This window comes from Anaeropeptidivorans aminofermentans, from assembly GCF_940670685.1.
Lineage (GTDB): Bacteria > Bacillota > Clostridia > Lachnospirales > UBA5962 > Anaeropeptidivorans > Anaeropeptidivorans aminofermentans.
On record NZ_OW711693.1, the window covers coordinates 3,498,058 to 3,520,388 of the forward strand.

Below are 22,331 nucleotides of genomic sequence, written 5' to 3' on the forward strand. Positions count from 1 at the left end.
GCATTTTTTAAATGGCCCTGTGAATGTTACCCTCAGAGAGTGCCCTATTCATCAAGTCTTTTAAAAAAGCATCACAAGATGTTTAAGATTTTTTGCTAATCTTATCCATCGGAGTTTAATTAAATATATCATGGCTTAAATTCTATTTCAAGAGGATTTGCTGATTTGTAATCATTGTAATGAAATTGTAGTATTTATTAATTGTAGTATTTATTAAATAAAGAAATTACCTTGAATTATTTTTTTTATGCTTTATTATATATATAAGAAAGAGAGGATGCGTCAACATCCGCTCCGGTAGCACAACCGCTTTAAAGGCGGTCAGGCTCGCAGTATTGATACATAAATAACCGCTTACCTTGTGATGGGGCGGTTATTTTATTCTAAAATTTAGAATATGTATGACTAAAACAGCGAAAGCAATCGTTTCGTATGTAGTCATGGCCGTCACCTCCCTTTTAAGGAGAGTCAAGCCTGAACCGCCCATATGCACTTGTGCTTACAGGCATTATAACATTCGCATAATAAATTTTTAATTATTTCCATGTCAACCTATACTTTATTAAAATAGAAATTCATTTCTTCTACATAAAAACAAAAGAGGTCTTTTTGGCTTTTTCCAAGCGCAAAAAAACTCCGGCGGTTTCCCGCCGGAGCATTTTTTATATTACATTTACTGAGGAATCGGTGCGTTATAGGTTGCTGTGCTTGTTGCAGCGTCCCATGCTACCGTTATATTAAAGGCGTCTCCAAGAGCTCTGAAAGGAACAAAGGAACGCTCGTTGGTTATTTCAGCAGCTACCGGCAAGCCGTCAGGGCTTGTCATCGGAATGCTTACGCCGTTAGCAAGATAATTTGTATTGCCTATCTGGAACTGTACGATACGTGTACCTGCGTCTACGGTTACTGTCTTAGACGCGTCGTCCCATTTAACCTTTTCATCTGCAAGACCTAAAGCGTTAGAGATAAATCTTACAGGTACCATAGTTGAGTTGCTTCTTGTTGAAACGTATGCGGATACAGGCATCGTGTACTGATCCTGGCCGATAAGGATAACCGGATTACCGATCGTTACCTTAACTACATTTGAGAACTGGTTATTTTCACCTGTTGCAGCTGTAGTTACGTTAATATATTTTTCTCTGATGCCAGGTACTGTAAAGAAGTCTCTGGTATTGATGCTTGTGTCTGCCGGAAGACCCTTCTTAATATCTCCTATGAGGCCTTCATAGTTTCCGGCTATAGCAGGTCCCCAAACTACAAGATTGATACCTCTGTCATTTTCATTGGAAAGGTTTGAATAAGGAACACTTCTGTCTACCTTAACCTGAACGTTTGAGAATCTGATTGTAGAGGCTTGAGTAGAGGCTCTGTCTATATCGAATTTAACCTGTCCTTCGATAGTTTCTCCTGTATAGCCAAGGGCTGATTGTGTTAAGATATTTGAAATCCTAAGGTTTCCTTCAACTACCTGAGCGGTGAAGCCCTTAGCAATACTCATATCAAACGATATTTCATCAGTTACTGAAATATATACTGCTTTGCCTTGCTCAAGATTTCCTGCCTTGGTTTCTGTAATATCAAAATCACCTACGGAAAGATACTGATAACCTACTTTAACATCAGATACCTTAGTGGTTACGGTTACTGGCTTGATAGCCCTTGCGATAGTTACGGAGCTTCCGCCTTCAGCGCCTGTTACTGCAGAGCCTGTAAGGGTAAGGTCGATATCGCCTTCAAAGTCTACTCTGATATTGAGCCATAATGTTAAGTCGAATCTTGCTCTCTTAGAAGCGTCTTTTACGCTAAGTCTCGAAATTGTAAGCCTGTTGTCTTTTAATGTTACAACACTGTTCTGTCTTGAACCTGTGTTGTAGAAGTCATTATCATTGCTTGTGCCTACTGTTGTAAGGGATGTTCTTGATGCATCGGAAAGGTTTTCTACGTTTGTAAACCTAGCCTTAAGGATTTTAACACCTTCAGGAAGAGTAAACTCTGTAGTTCTTTCAGACCACCATGCATTCGGAATTCTTTCTTCTACCCTAACGGTTGCTGCTCTATGGTCATCATCGGATACAGTTCCGTCGGAAGAATATACGCCATTTTGAATTAAGGTGTATCTTTCAAGACGGCCTGATATAAGCTCAGGAATCGTATCTCTTACTCTTGTCAAGGATACGGTATAATCCGCAACCCTGCCTACTAAAAAGCTTTCATCAGTGATACTATCGTTTCCTGTATCTCTGATAGCAATATAAAGTTCTTGATCGCTTATTACGTCGTCAACTTCTTCAGATACCAGCATAAGGCCTTTTATATATAAGGCACCTCTGATATTTGTCGAAGGTCTTACGCCTGGAAGGGTAACTTCCACTATATTTCTATCCTGTCTTGTGTTTCTGTTTCTGTAGTTAATGGTATAATCAGGAGTATCTCCCGTGCTTGTACCAAGTCCACTTTGTCCGCTTGCCCATCTAAGGCCGGATTCTGTGAAAACCTGTGCATTATTGATATTATCAAAATAATATCCCGAAGGTGCTACAAGTTCAAAAGATGCACCTTGCTTAATAGAACCGATTCTAAGTTCGTTTATTACAATCTCTTTCAAGTCGAAATCTGTTCTTGCGGTTACTGTACCTGTTGCAGTTGTTCTGGTACGTCCTTCGCTGCCTTGAGCAAGAAGGAATCTGTTGGTTGATATAGAAGTTGCAGAGTCTGTTATGGATACTGTTACCTCTGTATCGTCTCCGCCTGTTCTAACTACAAGAGGAATAACGAGTCTCTTTTTTGCGCCGTCTGTTGCGCTGGCTCCTGTATTACCGAGAATGCTTACTGTAGCCACTGAGGAATCAATAGGGCTTACGCGAAGCATATACTGAACCTGATTCGGCGCAAGTCTTAAATAGTTGTTATTGAAGTAAACACCATCACTGGGGTTAAAAGTGGTTTTAAGCTTCGCTCCAGTTGAATCTGTAGGATAACCTGTTCCCGTATAGTCTGTTGTAACTACTTCTGATTTCGCAGTGTATGCGCCGCCTGATTCTGTTATATAATCAGGGTAGCTGGTTTTAAGGCTTTCCGCTATGGTTGACGTTATACCTGCTGTTTCACTGGCCTGTATGGGAAGACTCACGGAGTTTGACTCCTCTGCCCTAAAGAACCAGCTTGCATTTTCAAGTTGTACTTTAAATATTCCGGTACCGGTTATACCGTTTTCTAACGTATTGTTAAGCTCAATCACAAGGTTTGAACCATCTATCCAATATTCTACCTTGTCGTCGTTTCCTGTTACAGATCCTCCCGATACACCCGGCCATCCCTGCTCATAAAAGAGCGTATAATTGGGAACATTTAAGCCGGATTTGGAAAGGTAATTGTCGGAAATCGCCGCGAAGGCTGCCTGGGGCAATGCCGCGATGGACATAACAGCCGCCAGGAAAAGAGCAAACTTTCTTTTCATCATGTCTTTCCTCCTTAATGTTTTACGGGCATTTAAAAAATAAAAACTATCTATGCCCTTCTTGTGCCGACACAATTCCTATTATTTAATTAATTTTTAGACATGCGGTACTTGATTTTATCTTTTTTCCGGCAAAATAAAAATTTATATGCCTAAACTAATTCACTTTTCAGTTTCTGAAATTTCCGGCTAGCCGTAAACTTCCAGCTTTCTTCTGGCTAATTTAGCATAAGATAAAATAAGCACAAGAGATTATGATGATAGCTTTACATGATTTGGATTATTCATTATGGCTTTAAAGCTCATATTTTTTCCAATACTTACTGAAAAAGCCATGACTTATTAAGCGGCAGGAGCTTATAAAAAGTCAAACAAATAATCAAAATCAAGGTTAGCTGTCGATTATTATTATCCGCCGACTTCACTTTTTTATACCAAATTAGAAGTTGAGAAATATATACAGGGCTGGCATTTTTTTCATGAAAATAAAAACACTAGGAAATAAACCTAAAATCAGGTTTCTATGAGATGAATATAAAAAACTTATTTTAAACAAAGCCTTGTTATATAGATTTGAAATTTTATAGAAGGAAAGATTAAAATAAAAGCAAAAATAAAAAGTGTTCCTTTAAATAATCTAAATAAGACGTTTTTATTAATTATGTTTTGTTTTATATAAAAAATCAAACAACGTAGAAAAGCGCACTGCTCTGTGCTATGCTTAATATGGAAATAAGTTCTTATAATTTCATAAATAGTCTTTTGTTATTTCTTTATAAAAATATACCGTAACTAAAATTTATATAATTAGGAAGTTATATTATGGATATAAAATTACGAAACATGGCTTCAATCTATATTTCAAGAGATGATAAAATGCTGATGCTATACAGAATCGGTTCAAGCGTAGTTCCGCCTTCATGGTGCGGTATCGGCGGCCATTTTGAAGAATATGAATTAAACGATGCCAGAGCCTGCGTCCTTAGGGAATTAAAAGAAGAAATGAATATTTCAGAAGGCGAATTAGACGATTTGCAATTAAAATATGTCACATTACGGTTAAAGGATAATGAAATCAGGCAAAACTATTATTTCTTTGCGGATTTAAAGCCAAACTTAATTGTAAATCTTATATGCAATGAAGGAAAGCCGGAATGGATTCAATATAAGCATATTTTAGAGAAAGAAATGCCTTATACTGCAAAATATGTTTTACAGCACTATCTAAAAATAGGAAAATATTCCAACCATATATATGGTGGTATTGCAGCCCTGAAAAATGTGGTTTTCACAGAATTAATAGATTTTTAAATTTGCAAAGGCTGCCGGCAAAGCCGGCAGCCTAAGTTTAAAATTTTTATATTTATGCGTTTTTCTCATTTTTTTCAATTGCAGCCTTTATGAAGCTTTTGAAAAGCGGATGGGGCTTATTGGGTCTTGATTTGAATTCAGGATGGAACTGCACTCCCACATACCATGGGTGGGCTTCTCTGGGAAGCTCTACGATTTCCACAAGCTTCTTATCGGGAGAAAGGCCGGCTATTAAAAGGCCTGCATTTTCAATAGCTTCTCGATATTCATTGTTAAACTCATATCTGTGTCTGTGTCTTTCATTTATCTCATTTGCGCCGTAGGCTTCTTTTGAAACCGTATTGTCTTTAAGAACACAAGGATAAGAGCCTAACCTCATAGTGCCGCCCTTATCGTCGATGTTCTTTTGATCCGGCATAATATCTATTACAGGGTAAGAAGTCTCAGAATCTATTTCGCTGGTATGAGCCTTATCATAGGAAAGAACATTTCTTGCATATTCTATAACGGCGCACTGCATGCCAAGGCATATGCCGAAATAAGGTATTTTATTTTCTCTTGCGTATTTAGCTGCGGAAATCTTTCCTTCTACGCCTCTGTCGCCGAAGCCTCCCGGAACTAATATGCCGTCTGCATCCTTTAAATACTTATCTGCATCTTCTGTATCCATGGCTTCCGCATCTATCCAGTCTATATCAATATCCACGTCGTTATAGATACCGGCATGATTCAAGCTTTCCACTATGGAAAGATAAGCATCATGAAGCTTTACGTATTTTCCCACAAGGGCTATTTTAACCTTTTTAGAAATATTCCGCTGTTTTTCAACGATTTCCTGCCATTGACTAAGGTCCGGTTCGGGGCAGCCAAGCTGAAGTTTTTCAAGCACGATATGAGCAAGTCTTTCCTGTTCAAGAAGAAGCGGCACTGCATATAAGGAAGGAACATCTGTATTTTGTATAATAGAGCCTTTTTCAACATTACAGAAAAGAGCCAGCTTGTCTTTCATGTCATCGCTCATTTCATATTCTGTACGGCATACGATGATATCAGGCTGTATGCCTATGCTTAAAAGCTCCTTTACAGAATGCTGTGTAGGCTTTGTCTTCATTTCTCCTGAAGATTCGAGATAAGGGATTAATGTAACATGGATAAAAATAGCGTTTCTTCTGCCTACTTCCTTTGCATACTGCCTTATGGCCTCTAAAAAAGGAAGGCTTTCAATGTCTCCCACGGTTCCGCCTATTTCAGTAATCACAATGTCAGATTCCGTAACCTTGGCGGTAGTTTCTATTCTTTCTTTAATGGCGTTTGTAATATGGGGAATCACCTGAACAGTAGCCCCAAGATAGTCGCCTCTTCTTTCCTTATGAAGAACCGACCAGTAGATTTTACCTGTAGTAACGGAATTGTTAATCGTAAGATTTTCATCTATGAATCTTTCATAATGGCCCAAATCCAAATCTGTTTCAGCGCCGTCGTCTGTTACAAAAACCTCTCCGTGCTGATAAGGGCTCATGGTTCCCGGATCAATGTTTATATAGGGATCGAATTTTTCTATGGTAACCTTGTACCCTCTGGCTTTCAAAAGCCTTCCCAATGAAGCTGCTGTAATTCCCTTTCCAAGCCCGGACACTACTCCGCCTGTTACAAAAATATACTTTGTCTGCATTTTTTACACTCCTAATTTTTTGTGCTTCCGGCCTTGTTTTTTAAAACTTGAATTTCAAAAAATATGTAACCGGTAAATTCTCTATATCAAATTTAAAATCCTTGCGGGCTTACAAGGATTTTCAGAAAAAAAATTATTATATTTTTATTATGGAATTAAGTATATTATCTGTGCTTTTTATTGTCAATATAAAGCTTGGAATTATTTTAACTTTGGAACAAATTGCCTGTAATTGCCCAATTCCCTGAAAACCTGCCCTGAAAGGCCGTTTCGGCAGAAAGCCTGCTTCATTACGAATTTGTAACAATTTTGTTATTGATTTTTAACCTGTTTCGTGTAAAAATAGAACGAAAGAGATTCATAATTAATGTAGATATGCTATGAGCTCTTAATATTCATAATTATCTTAGGAGGGAATTAAATGAAAAGGTTTATGGCTTTAGTTACAGCTGCCGCTCTTATGGCAGGTTCTACAGCTATGGTTTTCGCTGATGAAACTGTTACAGCACCGGCAGAAACTACTGCTACTGAGGAAGTTGCCGCACCTACAGAAGAGGCTGCTGCAGAAGAAGTTAAAGAAGAAGTTGTTAAGGTAGAGCTTAAGCTCACAGAAAAATCCTTTACAAACTCAGATGGAGTTGTTTTAGGTAAAGTTCCTGTATTCACAGGAAATGACGATTTATCAAAGAAAGTAGCTCTTAAGGCTTCCGACGTATATGCTCAGGATATCGCTGATAACGTAATTCAGGCTGCTACAAAAGATATCGCTATTTTCGGCTATCAGGTAACTGAGCTTGACACAGTTGCTAAAGTTGAATTAACAAAGAATATCACAACTACTTTAAAGGGTAGCGATAACCTTACAGTATATGCTACATACTATATTGACAAGGCTACTAACAAAGAAATCACAGAAGCTGAATATACTGCACTTGTTCCTGCTGTAGAAGAAGTTCCTGCTGAGACAGAGACTCCTGCTGAAACAGAAACTCCTGCTGAAACTCCTGAGACTCCTGCTGTTGAGCTTCCTGCTACTCTTGCTTTAAGAGCAAACGCTGAAGCTTTAGGCTATGTAGTAGACTGGAATGAAGGAGTAGTAACAATCACTAAAGGTGAAAACGTTGCTATTCTTACACAGGGCGTTAACGAGTATACAAACTTCGCAGGCGAAGTTGTTGTATTAGCATCTGCTCCTGAAAACGTAGAAGGTACTTTAATGGTTCCTACTGCTTTCTTTACAGAAATCTTAGGCGCTACAGTAACAGTTGACGCTGAAGGTGTTGTAGCTGTTGCTGCTGCTACTGAAGAAGCTCCTGCAGAAGAAGAAGCTGCTGCAGAGGCTACTACTGAAGAAGCTGCTCCTGTTGAAGAAGCTGCTGATGAAGCTCCAGTAGAAGAAACAGCTGAAACTCCTGCTGCTTAATTCAGAAAATTTAATTCATAACTTAAGCCCGATACAATTGTATCGGGCTTTTTGTATTAAAAATAGTATATCAGTTAAACAAAAGCAAAGCGGCCGCAACATCTTATCCCCATAGCTTAAAAAACACGGATTTCCACAGGAAACAGTATATTTTTGAACTATTTCGAATATAAGTCTTTTGCGGCTGCTTTGCTTGTTTTACCATGATGGTAAATTTGCTTTTTTCCAAAGTGAATATTGGGATTAAGGCGGTTATTTAAAATTGATTTTTATTCTTTAATCTTAATCAGTTTCCTTCAGTTTATAAGCAAAGAAACTTAATTTTTTAAGTTTCTTTACTATATTAAAAATAAGGAAAAAGTAAATTCACAGCACTGCTGTTTCATATTTATTGGGGTATAGTAAATTTAAAGTTAAACAGCAGCAAAGCCATATATTCACACAGGCTTTTGCTGCTTCTTTATATGAAATTTACTTTATATTTAATTTAAAAAGACCTGCGGGCTTCGTATTTATATCCTTTTTATTTCCTTATTATAAAATGGCTTAAAAATACATTTTTTCCGAAGAAAATACGTATCTTTAAGCCATTTATAAATGATTTTCTTTCTTTTAGCAGTTACTGTAAAATATTTCTTGCTGCCATAACAAGCTCTAAATCATATTCCCTTATTTGATCATAAAGCATTTGATTCATGGCGAATTTTGTTATACTGTCAAGTTTCATATCCTGTGCAAGACCGTTCTTGGATTTAAAGCTATGAATGCTTGCCTTTGTAACTTCATCGAGAACGCCGTCCTTTGTGCCTGTTTTATATCCGCAGAAGCTTAAAAGGGCTTTTATTTCTATTATATCCGATGAGGCTGTATAGTCTCTTACATAGAGGGCTTCAGGATATTCCACAGGGATATTGGGCGTAACCCCCTGCATATTCAGTTCTCTGCCAAGCCTCGTATAATATTTTTCCGTGGTTATTTTAAAATAGCCTACTTCCGGTATCTCATAAACACTTTGGCCTACGCCTTTTCCGTAGGTTTGCCGGCCTATTATCAAAGAACCGCTGTCCTGTAATGCCGATGATATTATTTCTGCGGCAGAAGCCGTATTTTCGTCAACTAAAACCATAATGTTTTTAAAGGGCTTATTTTTAAGAGTGGATTTTACCTCCGTTTTATTGCCTTTACTGTCTACCTTGGTTATTATATTGCCTTCGGGCACAAGAAGCCTGCATATTTCAATTCCTTCGTCAAAATAACCTCCCGTATTCCCTCTGAGGTCCAGTATTAAATTTGTTTTCCCTTCGGTTTTCAAAACCTTTAAAGCATCTGAAAGCTCTTGAGCTGCACCCTCTCCTATAACTTTTACCGCTAAATATCCTGTGTTTTTCAATATTTCCGGCCTATTTTTTGTTTCTTCCGGAGGAAGGATAGCAAGCAGATTCTTTTTTTCAACCATGGGATAGGATATATCTGTTTTTTTAAGCTCTTTTTTCATAGGCACGCCGCTTCTAAGGATTTCAACCGATGCCGTACCGTCCGCTCTTTGATTTAAAATTTCAAGGATATAATAAGAATCATAGCCTGAAACTAAAACACCGTTTACTTTCACAATCTGGTCCTTTTCCTGCAGGCCTTCTTCTTCGGCTGTACTTCCTTTTAATACCTCTTTGATGTATACGTTTCCTTTGCTGTCTTCGTCAATTGCGATGCCGAACAGATAGCCTTCCGTTTCCATAGATGAAAGAAAGGATTGAAGCTCACCTTCCGTAAAAAATTGGGAGTATCCATCGAGGGAATCCGCTATGCCGTGGAGCGCCGAATAAAAAATCTCATCTTCATTCGGCTTTTCTCCTACGTACGCATCGTCTATTATTTCCATTATTTCTCCCAGCGCCCAGTAATTTTCCAATGCATATGCATTTTTAACCGGGGTTAATGTTAATGCCGCTGCCATTAATGCCGCCGTGATTTTTCTTTTTAGCATATTATCCTAATCCTCCCAAATAAACTTTAGCGCTCTTTTATCAATGAAATTTGGACTCCTTTGCAATCTAAACCGTCACTTACTAAGTTCACAGGATATAATATGAATAAAGTCAAGCCTTGCTTGATTTTATTCACGAATACATTTTCTTTCAGAAAATGTATGAGCAAAAACTACGGTTATGATATAATAAATTTAAAGTTAAGCAGTACTAAAACCGTATATTCAAAGCTTTTATTGCTTCTTTTTAAAAATTTACTATCTGTTTGAACCGCATCTGCCCTGTTCTATAAGTTTATGACTTTTCATTATGAATAAAAGCTTACAGCAGGGCAAGAATACGCTTCTGCCCCGCTGCATAGATGTTGATAAAATTTGGATTGCTTTGCAACCAAGGCCATCACTCATTAAATTCACAGGAGACATTTGAATCATATCTGCCTGTTCTGTAAGTACATGGCTTTTCATCATAATTAAAGCTTCGCTTTCTCTTCAGATTTATTCTTTCCTAATTTGCGTAATTTATAATATGTTCTGTATAATCTGTAACTAAATCTTGACGCATGTAGTTAATCAGGCGATTTATAAAGGCTGCGCCTTCGGCCTTTGTTATTTTTTCCTCCGGCCTGAAATTACCGTCCTCATCTCCTGAAATGATTCCCAGCCGTTCAGCTGCATATATTTCCTTTTTTGCCCATGAAGCTATTTTTCTATCATCAGTAAATACTGTTGCAGGCGTTGGGTCAAGGCCCAGATTCTCAAGGCCTAATGCACGAACCAGAATTACAATGGCCTCCTGTCTTTGGATAGGGGAATCTATGTAGAAATTTCCGCTGTCTCTGCCCATGGCGAGACCGGAATTAAAGGCCGCCATGATATAGGGATATTCTGCTCTTTCAGGAAGAACATCGGGAAATACGATTTTAACAACATCATTTTTCTTTGACTTTTTCGTCGCTTTCACTTCTTCTATGGGAAGCTTTACAGCCTTTGCAAGAGCCATTACAAACTGCCCTCTGGTCATAGCCTGTTCCGGCTTAAAATATACGGGGTTTCCTGTAAGCACCTGCATGCTGAAAAGCTTATTAATATCTGCTTCTGCAAAATGGCCTTTTAAAAATGAAGTGTCCGGCGCTATCAGCTGTTCAAAGCTGTTATAGGAAGGAATATTAATAGAGCCGTTATCCTGCAAATCATAAAATTGCACAGGCTTCGCGTATATATTATAGCTTAAGGCGCTTTGGTTTTGTATTACTTCCCTGTAATTGCCTTTAAAGCTTATGGCTGTAGGCTCATTTTCGGAATATTGGAGAACTTTATTTACGGAAACGCTTGGGCGAAGCTGATACTGCATCTGCCAGTCATTGCCGTAAACCCAGGTATCGATGCGGTGGGTTTCCGTATTGGACCATGCGCTTTGATATCCGTAAATTGAACCTGTGGACTGAACCGTGGTCCTTTGGGCATCGGCATTATCCTCGCTGTCTGCGGCGTATACTGCCGTCATGGAAATATTCCCCTTGTAATAGACAACGCCCGGCGTATGGTCTTCAATGATGCTTACGTTAAAATGGGACTGATCCTGCTGAAGAGAAAGCTCATCATCGGCGGAGGCTATGGTTTCTGTCCAGCTTTTCACCTCATAATCCTTGATTACTTGGCTGCCCTCTCTTCGCCAATTCACAGTAAATACAATATTTCTGTTAATTCGGGCGGCATCTTCATCGGTTCTTACGGGAACCACGGTAAAGGTTACCGTATAGGTTCCTGAATTTTCCTCTTGGGTTACGGCGCCACTTTCCTTTTTCGTAAGCCTTCCTTCAAACTCCTGAGGTCTTCCGCTCAAAAGAATAAGCTCTTTATAAATGAAACTGTCACTGGAAGTTTTTTTGCTGTTTTTATTTTGAAGCAAAATTTCCGTGGTCTTAGGAAGCTTTCTGCCTTGACTTACCCCGCCGAAAAAACCCATATCTCCAATGTCAGCATAAGCCATTGTGGAAAGGAAAAAAGTTAATATGCCGGAAAGAATCATCGTTTTAATTAGTTTTCTCATGTTTTCCTCCCCTTTAATTTTCTACAAGTACGATATAGCCGTTGATATTGCTTTCAGGAATCACCTTCGCAGGAAGCTCGTCTGTCATGACCTTAAGCAAATCGCCTTTTTCAAGGCTGGACACGCTTATAAGGCTGTTATTTTTTCCGATAATGGCATTATTTCCATTGATGCTTATTTCAAGGATACTGTTTACATTGCTTACGGTGTTCCATTTGCCTGTAGCCCTGTCGTAGTATTTTGCGTCTTTAATCGATACGGTATCGCCTGAAATATTATAAATAGTACCTGTTACCATTTCTCTTGCATAAGGGGCCTCGATGATTCTAAGCGCCTTGCTTCCGTCGTATACTACGTTAAAGGCCTTGTCCTTTACGCTTTCAGAAGTATAATCTATAAAGTTATCGGAGGATACAATGCCGTCGGAATTAAAGAAAATAGTATTATAATCTATGGTGAATTCCCTCTGAACAGGCGTATATACCCAGCTGTTTCCTGAAAGGACGCTCATGGACTGGGCTTTAAAGCTCTTGCCCTCATCAACGCTTAATACCCTTGCCCTTGCAATCATAATGCCTGAGGTATCCGGCGCATCTGTAATATCCACTACCGCCGCCGTAAGACCGCCGTTTAGAGAAGCCTTTACATAGTCGGAAGCTAAAATGCCGTTTCCGTCTACAAGCCTTCCGTGTCTTCTTACGATGGTACCTGAATCTGTTGCAATATTGCTCTTTGATATGGTGGTAAAGCTTCCGTTTCCGTCGGAAGCAAGAACCGTTTCAGGGTCAAGAAGCTCATCTCTTCCGTTTCTGAATGTAATTTTTTTAACTCTTTCACCGGAAGCGCTGTTTTCAAGAGCGATATAAACCTCTCCATCGGAGCGCTTTAAATATCTTTGAGCATAATCAAGGGATATGCGTTCCCCTTGATAATAATATTCGATGTCCTTATTGTTTATGGAAAACTGCTGTAGGGTCTGATAATTGCCCCAGCCTGTTTTCGTCAAAGTCTGAGCGTTTTGAACAATGAGCTTATTCTGAACAGGCTCTATGCCTGCAAGCTGACCTTTTATAATATTTGAAATAAAATGCTCGTCGCCTTCTATATTGATTTCCTTTACGGATTCCATGATATAGCCCGGCTCTATAATAGCCTGATTTACAAGGAACTTGACCCAGTCCCCTATTTTTATATTGCCCATGTCCACAGGCTTTCCTTCTTTTGAGGCAAATACCCCCGTCGCCACGTCATACCATCCGGTCTGCTTGTTTTCATATTCTATAAGGAAGCGGGAAATTCCCTCACCGTAGGTTATTTCCTTTATTTTTCCGTATTTAGCGATATAGCTTACGGAAGCGCTGATGTTTGAAATCAAATCCTTATCGTCTTTATCAAAACGCATAAACACGATGTCTCCGGCTTCTATGGCGGCAATATCCGTATCTCTCGGGTCATATTCAAAGCTTGGGAAAACCTCGTCAAGATAGCCGATTTCATCGTCCATATCGTAATACTGCTGTTTTTCGACTTTTATGCTGTCGGCATAGTAATTTTTGGTTACGATACTTCCGTTGTTATCCATAAAGGTTAAATAACCGAATTCTGCATTGTTTTCAATGACAATACCTCTCATTTCCTCTACAAGCACAGGTTCCCCTAAGAAATTTACGGATTCAATGACGTCATTTCTAAGGTTCAGCCTGATATTGCTTCCGATGGGAAGGCTTTTTACAGTGTTTTTAGCCTGATCTATGATAATATAGTTTTCTTCTTTATCATAAACCCCGTCCATCATTTTATATACAAAGGTTTTCTTCTTATTGTCCTGAATGGTGATGGTTCCGTTATTGGTATCGGCGGAATAAAGCTTTCCTTCTACGGACCTGTAGGCTGCGGGGCCTTCTGAAAGAACTTGTACATATAAAGCTTCCATTGCCTGTGTATTTACGAGATATTCTATGGTATCTCCTTCTGAAAGGGTGGAAAGGCCGCCTACAGTTCCGTTTTTATAAACAACGGTATCTAAAATCCCTGTTTCTCCTGCGGAATCTCTTTTCAGCTGATACTGAATAACATCTACGCCGCCGTCAGCGGTTCTGATATAATAATTTCTCCATATGGCGCCGGCCGCCGTATAGGTCTCCTGATTGTCTCTATATCCTGCAACGGTTCCCGTTTTCTTTTCTATACCGTATAAATTATTATAAATACTATCCATATTTCTTAAAACCTGGGCCATTTCTGCTCTTGTCAGGCCGGATTTCGGATTAAAGCGGCCTCTGTCGTCGCCTTTCATGATGCCGGCGGAGGCAACAGCATCTACGGAGGCGGCATATTCCGAGCCGATGGACTGCCAGTCGGAAAAATTATATATTTTCTGCTTTTCCCCGTTCAGCTCTACAGCGCCTTCGGCAATGCTGTTAAGGCCAAGGGCAAGCCAATGGGCAACCCTTTCTCTTGTGGCCGGGTCTTTTCTATCTTCTGTTTCAATATTTTCTCCCTCTGTGGGCTCAGATATAAAGGAAGTATATTCCTGATTTGTGATAATGCCCTTTTTTCTTGCAACGCTTAAATATCCTATAGACCATATATCTTTTAAATTTTCCGTCGTATTGATGCTGTTTTTAAGGTCATTGGCATCAATAAGGGCGTCATTTTCAAGACCTGCCATTCTGATGATAAACGCAAGGGCCTCTTCGTTTGTTACGGTTTGCGCCGGCATATACCGGTCATTGTAGCCCTTTACCATATTCAGGCTTCCGCTTCTTATTACTGCCTCTTTCGCCCAATGGGAAGAAGGCAAATCGGTGAAACTTAAATTAGCAATCAGCTGGTCGTTATTCTTTCTTGCAGAATATGTATGTTTAACAGGATCTGTAAAAATCCTTTCATCGGTTAAACCATAAGCGCTTTGAGGAAAGCTTATGATGAGGCATAAAGCCAAAGCTGCTAATTTTTTCATAATACCTCCTGAAAATATAATAACAATATGGATAATCTAATTCAGTAAATTTCTTATAAAGAAGTAACAAAATCCGATTCATTAAAGACTTAAAAACTGGATTTTCTCAGGAAACAGTGCATTTTAAGGTCTACATAAATATACGGTTTTGTTACTGTTTAATTTTAAATTTACTATAAATAAATATAAGATTCCAGTATCCCAATTTTAACATAAATACTGTCTTTATAATATATACTTAGACAAATATATCATAAAAACCTGATTTATGTGGCATACTTTCTTCTTATATTATGTCGAAGATTAAGGGTTTTTACTTGAGTTTTTTTTGTAATGCTAATGTAATTGTAATATAACTACAGTCCATGTAAAATATTAATATAGGAAAATACCTCTGACGGCCTAATCTTAAAGCATACTTATTGCCTTAACAGGCCCCTATACAGACGGAAAAGGAGGGACAAAATGAAAAAAACAAGCTTTATTATTACCTTAATTTTTCTGTTGATATTGAATTCCATCACCATCTGGGGAAGCCCTGCCTCAAACAGCGGCGTAGCCCCTTTATCAAGAAGCGCTTCTGCTCTTACAAAAACCGCCGTGAAGGTAAGCGGAACTTACCCTTATTTTGAAGGCAATTCTTTTAATGTCAATCAGAAGATACAGGCCATAATAACGGCAAATATAAAAGAAGAAGGAAAAAGCAGCACCCTTAATCCAAATTTAAGCGTAAGCTACCGTATAGAAGAAAGCGGAAATATTGTATCCGTTATTCTCACAAGCACTTCATCCTCCGGTTCATCAATGGAAAAAATCGACACCGTGGTTTTCGATAATTCCAAAGGCTCTAAGGAAATTATACGCATCACAGACGATGCTGCCTTAGGAAAAAACGGAATAAAAATAGCAAATAAAAAAATAAGCACAACCATCTCCAAAAACCCGGGCAAATACAATGTGGATTTTTCAGGCATCGGTGTAAACGCGGACTTTTATATAAAAGATAATTCCGTATATCTGGTATTTGACAAATATGAAATTTCCCCGGGGGTTTACGGCACTCAGGAAATAGCCGTAGACAAAAGCAAAATAAAGAATTTTAAAATTTTATCCTCAGAATACGTTTACGGCTCAAGCTATAATATACGAATGATACCCCTGCGTAAAATCTGCAAAGAAGGCTTTGATTACGACGTAAGATGGCATAACGCTACCCCTACCATGAAAAACCCAAAAATTCTTATTTTAAAGGATAATTTCATAGCTTCCTTAAGTATCGGTATCAATGAATACAGCAAAAACAACTTTACCCCTCAAATTCTTGAGGCCCCGCCGGAAATAAGAGCAGATGCCAATAATAACGGCATCACTTATGTGCCTATTTCCTTTGCAGAAACCATATTAGACCTTTTCTATTATGTAGACAGCGCAGGAAATCTTGTTTTTTCATCTTATGAAGAGTAGAAAAAAGTATTAGGGGAATTTAGAAAATCATATATAAGTGTTTTTAAATAAGCATTTCTATAGTTAAAAAACAAATATCATGGGTATCTTTTATTATAATCGAATTTCTAAGATTATAAATATAGTAAACTTAAAGTGAAACAGTAATAACACCGTATATTCGGGAGGATTCAAAAATACGTTTTAGAAGAAATAGAATAAATGACCTTTTGTGAAACTGCCTTTGTTCGATTTTATATATAAAATCCCTGTGTGCAGTATAAAGGCAATTTCGCCATGTTTCCGAAGAAAATCTGTGTTTTTATACGAAGCACTTAAAAAGGGATACAGGCATAAGCCTGTATCCCTTTTTAAGTGAGTGTTTTCTTATGGTTATCAAATTTATTTTTTATTTGGTAAAGATAAATCTCTAGTGAATCGGCTTTTGTTACTATCTTTACAAGATATTTACTATAAATTCAAATGAAGCCCATTGAGGAGGCAGGAAAACACCTTATTCAATGGCCAAAAGCCTTACATCTCCTACGCCTTTCATGGACCTGAGTTTTTCCAGAATATCATCAATAGGATTTTTTATATCGGAAATATCAAGGGATAAATTTACATGGGCATTGCCGTTAATGGGAATACTTTGATTAATGGTAAGAATATTCACATGCTCCGACGCCATATAATTAAGCATATTGGATAAGACTCCCTTTTCATGGTTCAGCATCATGGAAACCACGGCTTTTCTCCCCATAGAATTTTCCGACGGGGAAAAAACATAGTCCTTATACTTATAATAAGTGCTTCTGCTGATACCCACCTTTTTTACAGCCTCACTTACTCCCTTTACGCTGCCGTTATTGATTAATGTTCTTGCTTCTATCACTTGATCATAGGCCTCAGGAAGTATTTTTTTACTGACAATCAAATATTTTCTCTGCACAATCTCACCCCTTGAAATTTATTTTTATAAAACCTTAAGATTTTCAATATAATAAATTTATTAAAGATTCAAGTAAATTTGCTATAAGTATTTTAAAAATTATGGAACTTTGAAATAAAAGCAAATTTTACAGCAGCTTCATTAAATAGTCAAAAATCTAATATTTAATTATTTAGACAAATTGCTGTAAGATTGAATCAGTATGGCTGCACCTTCTAAAAATTCAAAGACCTTATCCCGTAACGGTGTTTTTCCCATACATACTTACCCTATAAGCCTTATGATTCCCTATACAGTGTCAAAAGTATCTTACAGTTGATTTATGATATAAATATTATCTTTTGGGTCTATTATGTCTAAGCTTTATTATACTATTTTTTATTTTGTTTGTAAAATAAGGATTTTCACAATATTTACAGAAAACGGCTTCTTTCACCTTATGAAACGCCCGGCAGAACTTCTTATATATAAAGCAAAGGCCGAGTATTTTAAAAAGTTTTATTTTAAATAAAACTCCTCAAACCCTTAAAAATTAATCTGCACTTTACCCTATCTTCATTGGCTTATTGCCACATATAATAATTACGTATGAAATATAGTCAATTTGCTTTTATACCGAAATGAATATTGGGATTAAGAGGAATATACTTATTAAAAGTTAAAATTGCTTTTTAATTTTTATTTTAATAAGCTTTTCTTAAATCTATAGTAAATAAATAAGAGAAAAGCAAATTGACAATGCCGCTATTTTATATGCATTTAAGCGATATACAGCTTTGCTATCGGTTATCTTTAAATTTACGATATTAAGCCCTTGATGAAAAATAGATTTTTCTTACTTCTTTAAGGTCACTATATCAACGAAAGCTTGGAGCTTGCAAACCTCCGGCCTGTGTTTAAAAAATAAAAAGCCGCAGAATTGGCGTGAACCTGCCTTAATTCCTCGGCTTTTTGTTTTCTTTTGTACTTCTATCTTAAACCTTTCGGCTCCAGCCTTTACTATTTTCTCTTGTGGTCACAAAATGCTTGTAGATACCGTTTTTCTCCATTAAATCTTCATGGCTTCCCTGTTCCGCAACGCTTCCGTCGGCAATAACCAAAATATTATCAGCATGACGAATGGTATTCAGGCGGTGGGCAATGACAAGCAGTGTTTTTCCCTTGCAAAGCTCACTAATGGCCTGCTGGATATAGCTTTCATTGTCCGCGTCTACGCTGGCGGTGGCTTCGTCCAAAATAACAATGGGCGCGTCTTTTAAAATACAGCGGGCAATGGAGATTCGCTGCTGCTCCCCGCCGGAAAGGCTGGCGCCGCCCTCACCTACTACAGTACCAAAGCCGTCGGGCAGCGCCATTATAAAATCATAGCACCTGGCCTTTTTTGCCGCTGCTACCACTTCCTCTTTGCTTGCTTCAGGTCTTCCCATGCTGATGTTATTGTAAATGGTATCCTGGAACAGATATACCCGCTGAAATACCATGCTGATGTGATTCATAAGCTCACTAAGAGGAATGTTTCGTATATCCTTGCCCCGCACAAGAATCCGGCCGGATTTTACGTCCCAAAATCTGGCCAAAAGACTTGCAATGGTTGATTTTCCTCCGCCGGAGGGGCCGACCAAAGCAAGCATGTTATTCTTTTTTAAATCAAAGGAAATCCCTTGAAGCACATCTTTTTCACCATAGGCAAAGCCTACATTTTCAAACTGCACCTCAAAGCCACCGCTCTGTTCAGGAATGGTGTCCGTTCCTTTATCGGGAAGCTCTTTCTCTGCAAACACTTCTTCAATGCGGTCCATACAGCTATTCATTACCGTAAGCCGTGCGCTTTGGCCGTATAAGGCTTTAAGAGGCCCGAACAAATCGAATACAAAGAGCATTACGCCCACTAAGTAAGTAACGTCCAGCATTTTCTCAAAATACAGGAATAGGGAAAGCCCAATTACAGCGACAACGCCAAAACCATAAACCAAGTTCAATCCCCGCTGCCATGGGGTATGGTTTTCCTCAAACTCCAGGCTGGTGCGGCAGGTCTCTTGGAAGCTGTCGGTAAGTATCTTTGACCTATCTCCCAGCAGATTATAGGTCTTAATGATACCGATGCCTTCGGTAAAGTCCAGGACAGATTCCGTCAGATTCTCTAGCTGCTCCTGCCTTACGGCGGAATCTTCAAGGGCCTCCTTTTTTAATCCTCTTGCTACCAGTAAAATCAGAAAAAGCACAATAAGGCCTAAAAAACCAATCCATGGGCTTATAAAAAAAAGAAACACCAGCATAATCCCTTGAGAGAAGATATAGCTCATCATATCTGCAAGCACATTCATGCAGTTTTCCTCAATAAATACCATATCGGTGGAAAGGACGGAGCTGATTTTTCCAATATTCCCTTCTGTAAAATAGCCCATAGGCATTTTACGAAGATGTGCCCCCAGCTCCATACGCTTATCGGCAAAAAGCAAAAAGCCTGCCGCCGACTGCAGCCGGTCTGAAATATTATGGAAAAGCATTTGCAGCAGTAAGCTGATAACTAATGCGATTCCTATATTAAGACAAAGCTCTGGTGTCGCTGTCCCTTGATAAAAGGCAGCAAGAACAAAAAAGCCAAAGCCGATAGGGGCATTTTTCAAAACTCCTTTTAAAAAAGAGAACACGAAAGCCAGAGCAATCCTGCCTTTGTATTTTCCCGAGGCATCAAAAATTCGTCTCATTAATGCTGTCATACGCTTTTTTCTCCTTTCGCTGTACTGACCTTCCACTGTACGCTTCCTTCGGCGGCTTGCCAAAGCTTTTGATATACCGGACAGCTTGCAAGCAGTTCTTCATGGGTTCCCGCAGCCTCCAGATTTCCTGCATTAAGCACACAAATCTGGTCGGCGTTTATAATTGAATGGAGGCGGTGGGCAATGACAATAACGGTTTTACCTCTAATGACCTCGGCAATGGCTTCATTCATCTTTTCTTCATTCTCCGGATCCATAAAGGCCGTGGCTTCGTCTAAAACTACAATAGGGGCGTTTTTCAATATAGCCCGGGCCAGAGAAATACGCTGACGTTCACCGCCGGAAAGCTGTTTGCCTCCGTCACCTGCCATGGTATAAATCCCCTTTTCCAGCCGGTTTAAGAATTCTTTGCATTGTGCCTTTTCAGCCGCTTCCAAAACCTCCTCATCTGTTGCGTCCGGCCTACCCAAGCGGATATTTTCCAATAAGCTCATGTTAAATAGAAACTGCTCCTGAGCCACATAAGAAATTTGGTCGTTGAGGGCTTCCAGGCTCATGTCCCGTATATCCTGTTCTCCAATTTTAACAGCGCCGTCAGTTACATCATAAAAATGAACTAACAGCTTGGCAAGGGTACTCTTTCCGCTTCCCGATTCTCCAACCAATGCAGTCAGGCTGCCTTCCGGGATTTCAAGGGTAACGCCGTGCAATACTTCTGCTTCCTTATAGGCAAAGCGGATATTCTCAAATTTTACCCCGTGATTTTTACCTGTAAAGGGGGCGGAAGACTGGGTCAGAGGCGGCTCGTTCATCATCTGTTCCAAACTGGAGATGGTATACTCAATGCGGGCCATGGTCGGCAGAAAGCTTAAGGCCCGAAGAAGAGGCGCGCTGATGCCAAAGGACATGCAAAGAGCAAGGGCAAGCTCCGGCAAGGTCGAATATCCTTTAAGAACAAAATAAGCCCCTACCGGAAGAACAAAGAGAGCAACGCAGGGTACAAGGCTGTTGTAAATAGCCATCCACGGCCAGCAGGCCCTATACCATGCAAGGGTAAAATCCCGATAGCTTTTAATGTCCCGCTCATACCGGTGGTAGGATTCGCCGTCTCTATTGAATACTTTTACTACCTCCATGCCGTTTATGTATTCTACGATAGTGTTATTCATCTTCTGAGCCGACGCATAGTAATCACCCATTTTACTTGTACCGCTTTGATACATCATCATCATGGCAATGACTCCAAGAGGAAGGGACGCAAGGGCTAAAAGCGCCATCTTCCAGTCCACTAAAAACATGCCTATAAATACCAGCACAGGGATAGAAACATTGGCAATCCCTTCCGGCAAAGCATGGGCCAGCGGCAGCTCAATTTTTTCAATATCGTCTATGAACATTTTCTTGACAGCCCCTACACCCTTTTCCTGAATGACCCCAAGAGGCAGATTTTCCATCTTTTCCTGCAAAGAAATACGCAGATTTTTAAGGGTATTGTAGGCTGAATTATGGGACAGAGAAAGCCCCCAGATATAGAGCACAGCATAGAGTACCGTGCAGATTGCAATGGCTACAACATTAAAAAGCACGTATTCTGCCGTAATAGGCTCACCCATAAGCAGCGGCCGAATAATTTGGTAAATAAACCAAAATGGCAGCACCTGCATAACCATACCGGCAAGCATGGCGGCTATTGCCCCGTAGGTTGTCTTTCGGTGCTCGCCGGCATATTCCAATACCTTTTTAAACAAAATAAACCCCTCCTTTATAAATTGATATAGTAAATTTAAAATGAAATAGGAACAAAGCCATATTACACTGATCTAAAAACGCACTTTTTTCCGAAGGAAATCCATGTTTTGAAGATATAGTAAACAAGTATTTATTCCTTCTTTATAAGAAACTTACTAGATTAAACCGTTATTAGTTAGATTTAACTAACTTAGTGACAAATAAGAAATCCCTCTATTGAAGGGATTATTTTATGCAATTAAGCATCACTACCCTAAGAAACGTTTGCAAGCCAAAAGCCCGGCGGAGATTCTGCAAAAAGCAGGGATTTCAATTGATGGGCGAAGAAAATCTGCCGCCTGAAGGTTGGCTTTTTTAAAGCAAAATTCCTCCAGAAAAATCGCAGAAATGGCAGAACTATCTCAAGGATTCTCAATAAGAAAAGCCCTGTCTTCATATTGCGATAAATTAAGTTTTTAAATTTGCAAATATACCAGGGATTAAATAAAATCCTCTTTTACAAAGGGAATTTATTTATAGCAAAACAAGATTAAGGCAGGAATAAAACCTATTTTTTCATAAACGGTTTAAAATATAGAATCACTATTTTAAGCCATTCAAAA

12 protein-coding genes are annotated in these 22,331 nt (G+C 38.9%); 3 read left to right on the forward strand and 9 right to left on the reverse strand.

Going from position 1 to position 22,331, the window contains the following annotated elements; genetic code table 11:
- Nucleotides 1-673: 673 nt before the first annotated feature.
- Nucleotides 674-3,463 carry a copper amine oxidase N-terminal domain-containing protein gene (locus NBX03_RS14770; protein WP_250228535.1) on the reverse strand — a complete coding sequence of 930 codons (2,790 nt, stop codon included), beginning with the start codon at nucleotides 3,461-3,463 and terminating at the stop codon, nucleotides 674-676.
- An 819-nt stretch (nucleotides 3,464-4,282) separates the two neighbouring features.
- Between NBX03_RS14770 and NBX03_RS14775 the strand changes: the two genes are divergently transcribed.
- Nucleotides 4,283-4,771, forward strand: a complete 489-nt coding sequence (locus tag NBX03_RS14775; protein ID WP_250228536.1) for an NUDIX domain-containing protein — start codon at nucleotides 4,283-4,285, stop codon at nucleotides 4,769-4,771.
- Between the two features lie 52 nt (nucleotides 4,772-4,823).
- Here the strand turns inward: NBX03_RS14775 and NBX03_RS14780 are convergent, their stop codons facing one another.
- The gene (locus NBX03_RS14780) at nucleotides 4,824-6,443 is read right to left on the reverse strand and encodes a CTP synthase (RefSeq protein WP_250228537.1); all 1,620 of its coding nucleotides are present in this window, start codon (nucleotides 6,441-6,443) and stop codon (nucleotides 4,824-4,826) included.
- A gap of 421 nt (nucleotides 6,444-6,864) precedes the next feature.
- On the opposite strand from NBX03_RS14780, the gene NBX03_RS14785 reads away from it, so the two are divergent.
- On the forward strand, nucleotides 6,865-7,866 hold the full coding sequence (locus NBX03_RS14785) for a copper amine oxidase N-terminal domain-containing protein (RefSeq protein WP_250228538.1): 1,002 nt from the start codon (nucleotides 6,865-6,867) through the stop codon (nucleotides 7,864-7,866).
- Nucleotides 7,867-8,485: 619 nt separating this feature from the next.
- On the opposite strand, the gene NBX03_RS14790 is transcribed toward NBX03_RS14785, so the two are convergent.
- From NBX03_RS14790 to NBX03_RS14805, 4 genes are all read right to left on the reverse strand, one after another.
- Nucleotides 8,486-9,850, reverse strand: a complete 1,365-nt coding sequence (locus tag NBX03_RS14790) for a S41 family peptidase (RefSeq protein WP_250228539.1) — start codon at nucleotides 9,848-9,850, stop codon at nucleotides 8,486-8,488.
- Nucleotides 9,851-10,108: 258 nt separating this feature from the next.
- Entirely contained in the window at nucleotides 10,109-10,321 is a 213-nt protein-coding gene (locus tag NBX03_RS14795; RefSeq protein WP_250228540.1) for a hypothetical protein, read from the reverse strand.
- A 37-nt stretch (nucleotides 10,322-10,358) separates the two neighbouring features.
- A complete protein-coding gene (locus tag NBX03_RS14800; protein ID WP_250228541.1) occupies nucleotides 10,359-11,903 on the reverse strand; it encodes an S-layer homology domain-containing protein in 1,545 nt (514 codons plus the stop codon).
- A gap of 13 nt (nucleotides 11,904-11,916) precedes the next feature.
- Nucleotides 11,917-14,865: an S-layer homology domain-containing protein gene (locus NBX03_RS14805; protein ID WP_250228542.1), complete on the reverse strand. Its 2,949-nt coding sequence runs from the start codon at nucleotides 14,863-14,865 to the stop codon at nucleotides 11,917-11,919.
- A gap of 465 nt (nucleotides 14,866-15,330) precedes the next feature.
- Here NBX03_RS14805 and NBX03_RS14810 point away from each other — a divergent pair, with 465 nt between their 5' ends.
- Entirely contained in the window at nucleotides 15,331-16,329 is a 999-nt protein-coding gene (locus tag NBX03_RS14810) for a DUF3298 domain-containing protein (protein ID WP_250228543.1), read from the forward strand.
- A 493-nt stretch (nucleotides 16,330-16,822) separates the two neighbouring features.
- Here NBX03_RS14810 and NBX03_RS14815 read toward each other — a convergent pair whose 3' ends face one another.
- The 3 genes from NBX03_RS14815 to NBX03_RS14825 all read right to left on the reverse strand — a co-directional run bounded on the left by NBX03_RS14815 (nucleotide 16,823) and on the right by NBX03_RS14825 (nucleotide 21,728).
- Nucleotides 16,823-17,260, reverse strand: a complete 438-nt coding sequence (locus NBX03_RS14815) for an ACT domain-containing protein (RefSeq protein ID WP_250228544.1) — start codon at nucleotides 17,258-17,260, stop codon at nucleotides 16,823-16,825.
- Between the two features lie 974 nt (nucleotides 17,261-18,234).
- Nucleotides 18,235-19,980: an ABC transporter ATP-binding protein gene (locus NBX03_RS14820; protein WP_250228545.1), complete on the reverse strand. Its 1,746-nt coding sequence runs from the start codon at nucleotides 19,978-19,980 to the stop codon at nucleotides 18,235-18,237.
- The gene (locus NBX03_RS14825) at nucleotides 19,977-21,728 is read right to left on the reverse strand and encodes an ABC transporter ATP-binding protein (RefSeq protein WP_250228546.1); all 1,752 of its coding nucleotides are present in this window, start codon (nucleotides 21,726-21,728) and stop codon (nucleotides 19,977-19,979) included. The genes NBX03_RS14820 and NBX03_RS14825 overlap by 4 nt, the downstream gene beginning before the upstream one ends.
- Nucleotides 21,729-22,331: the final 603 nt, after the last annotated feature.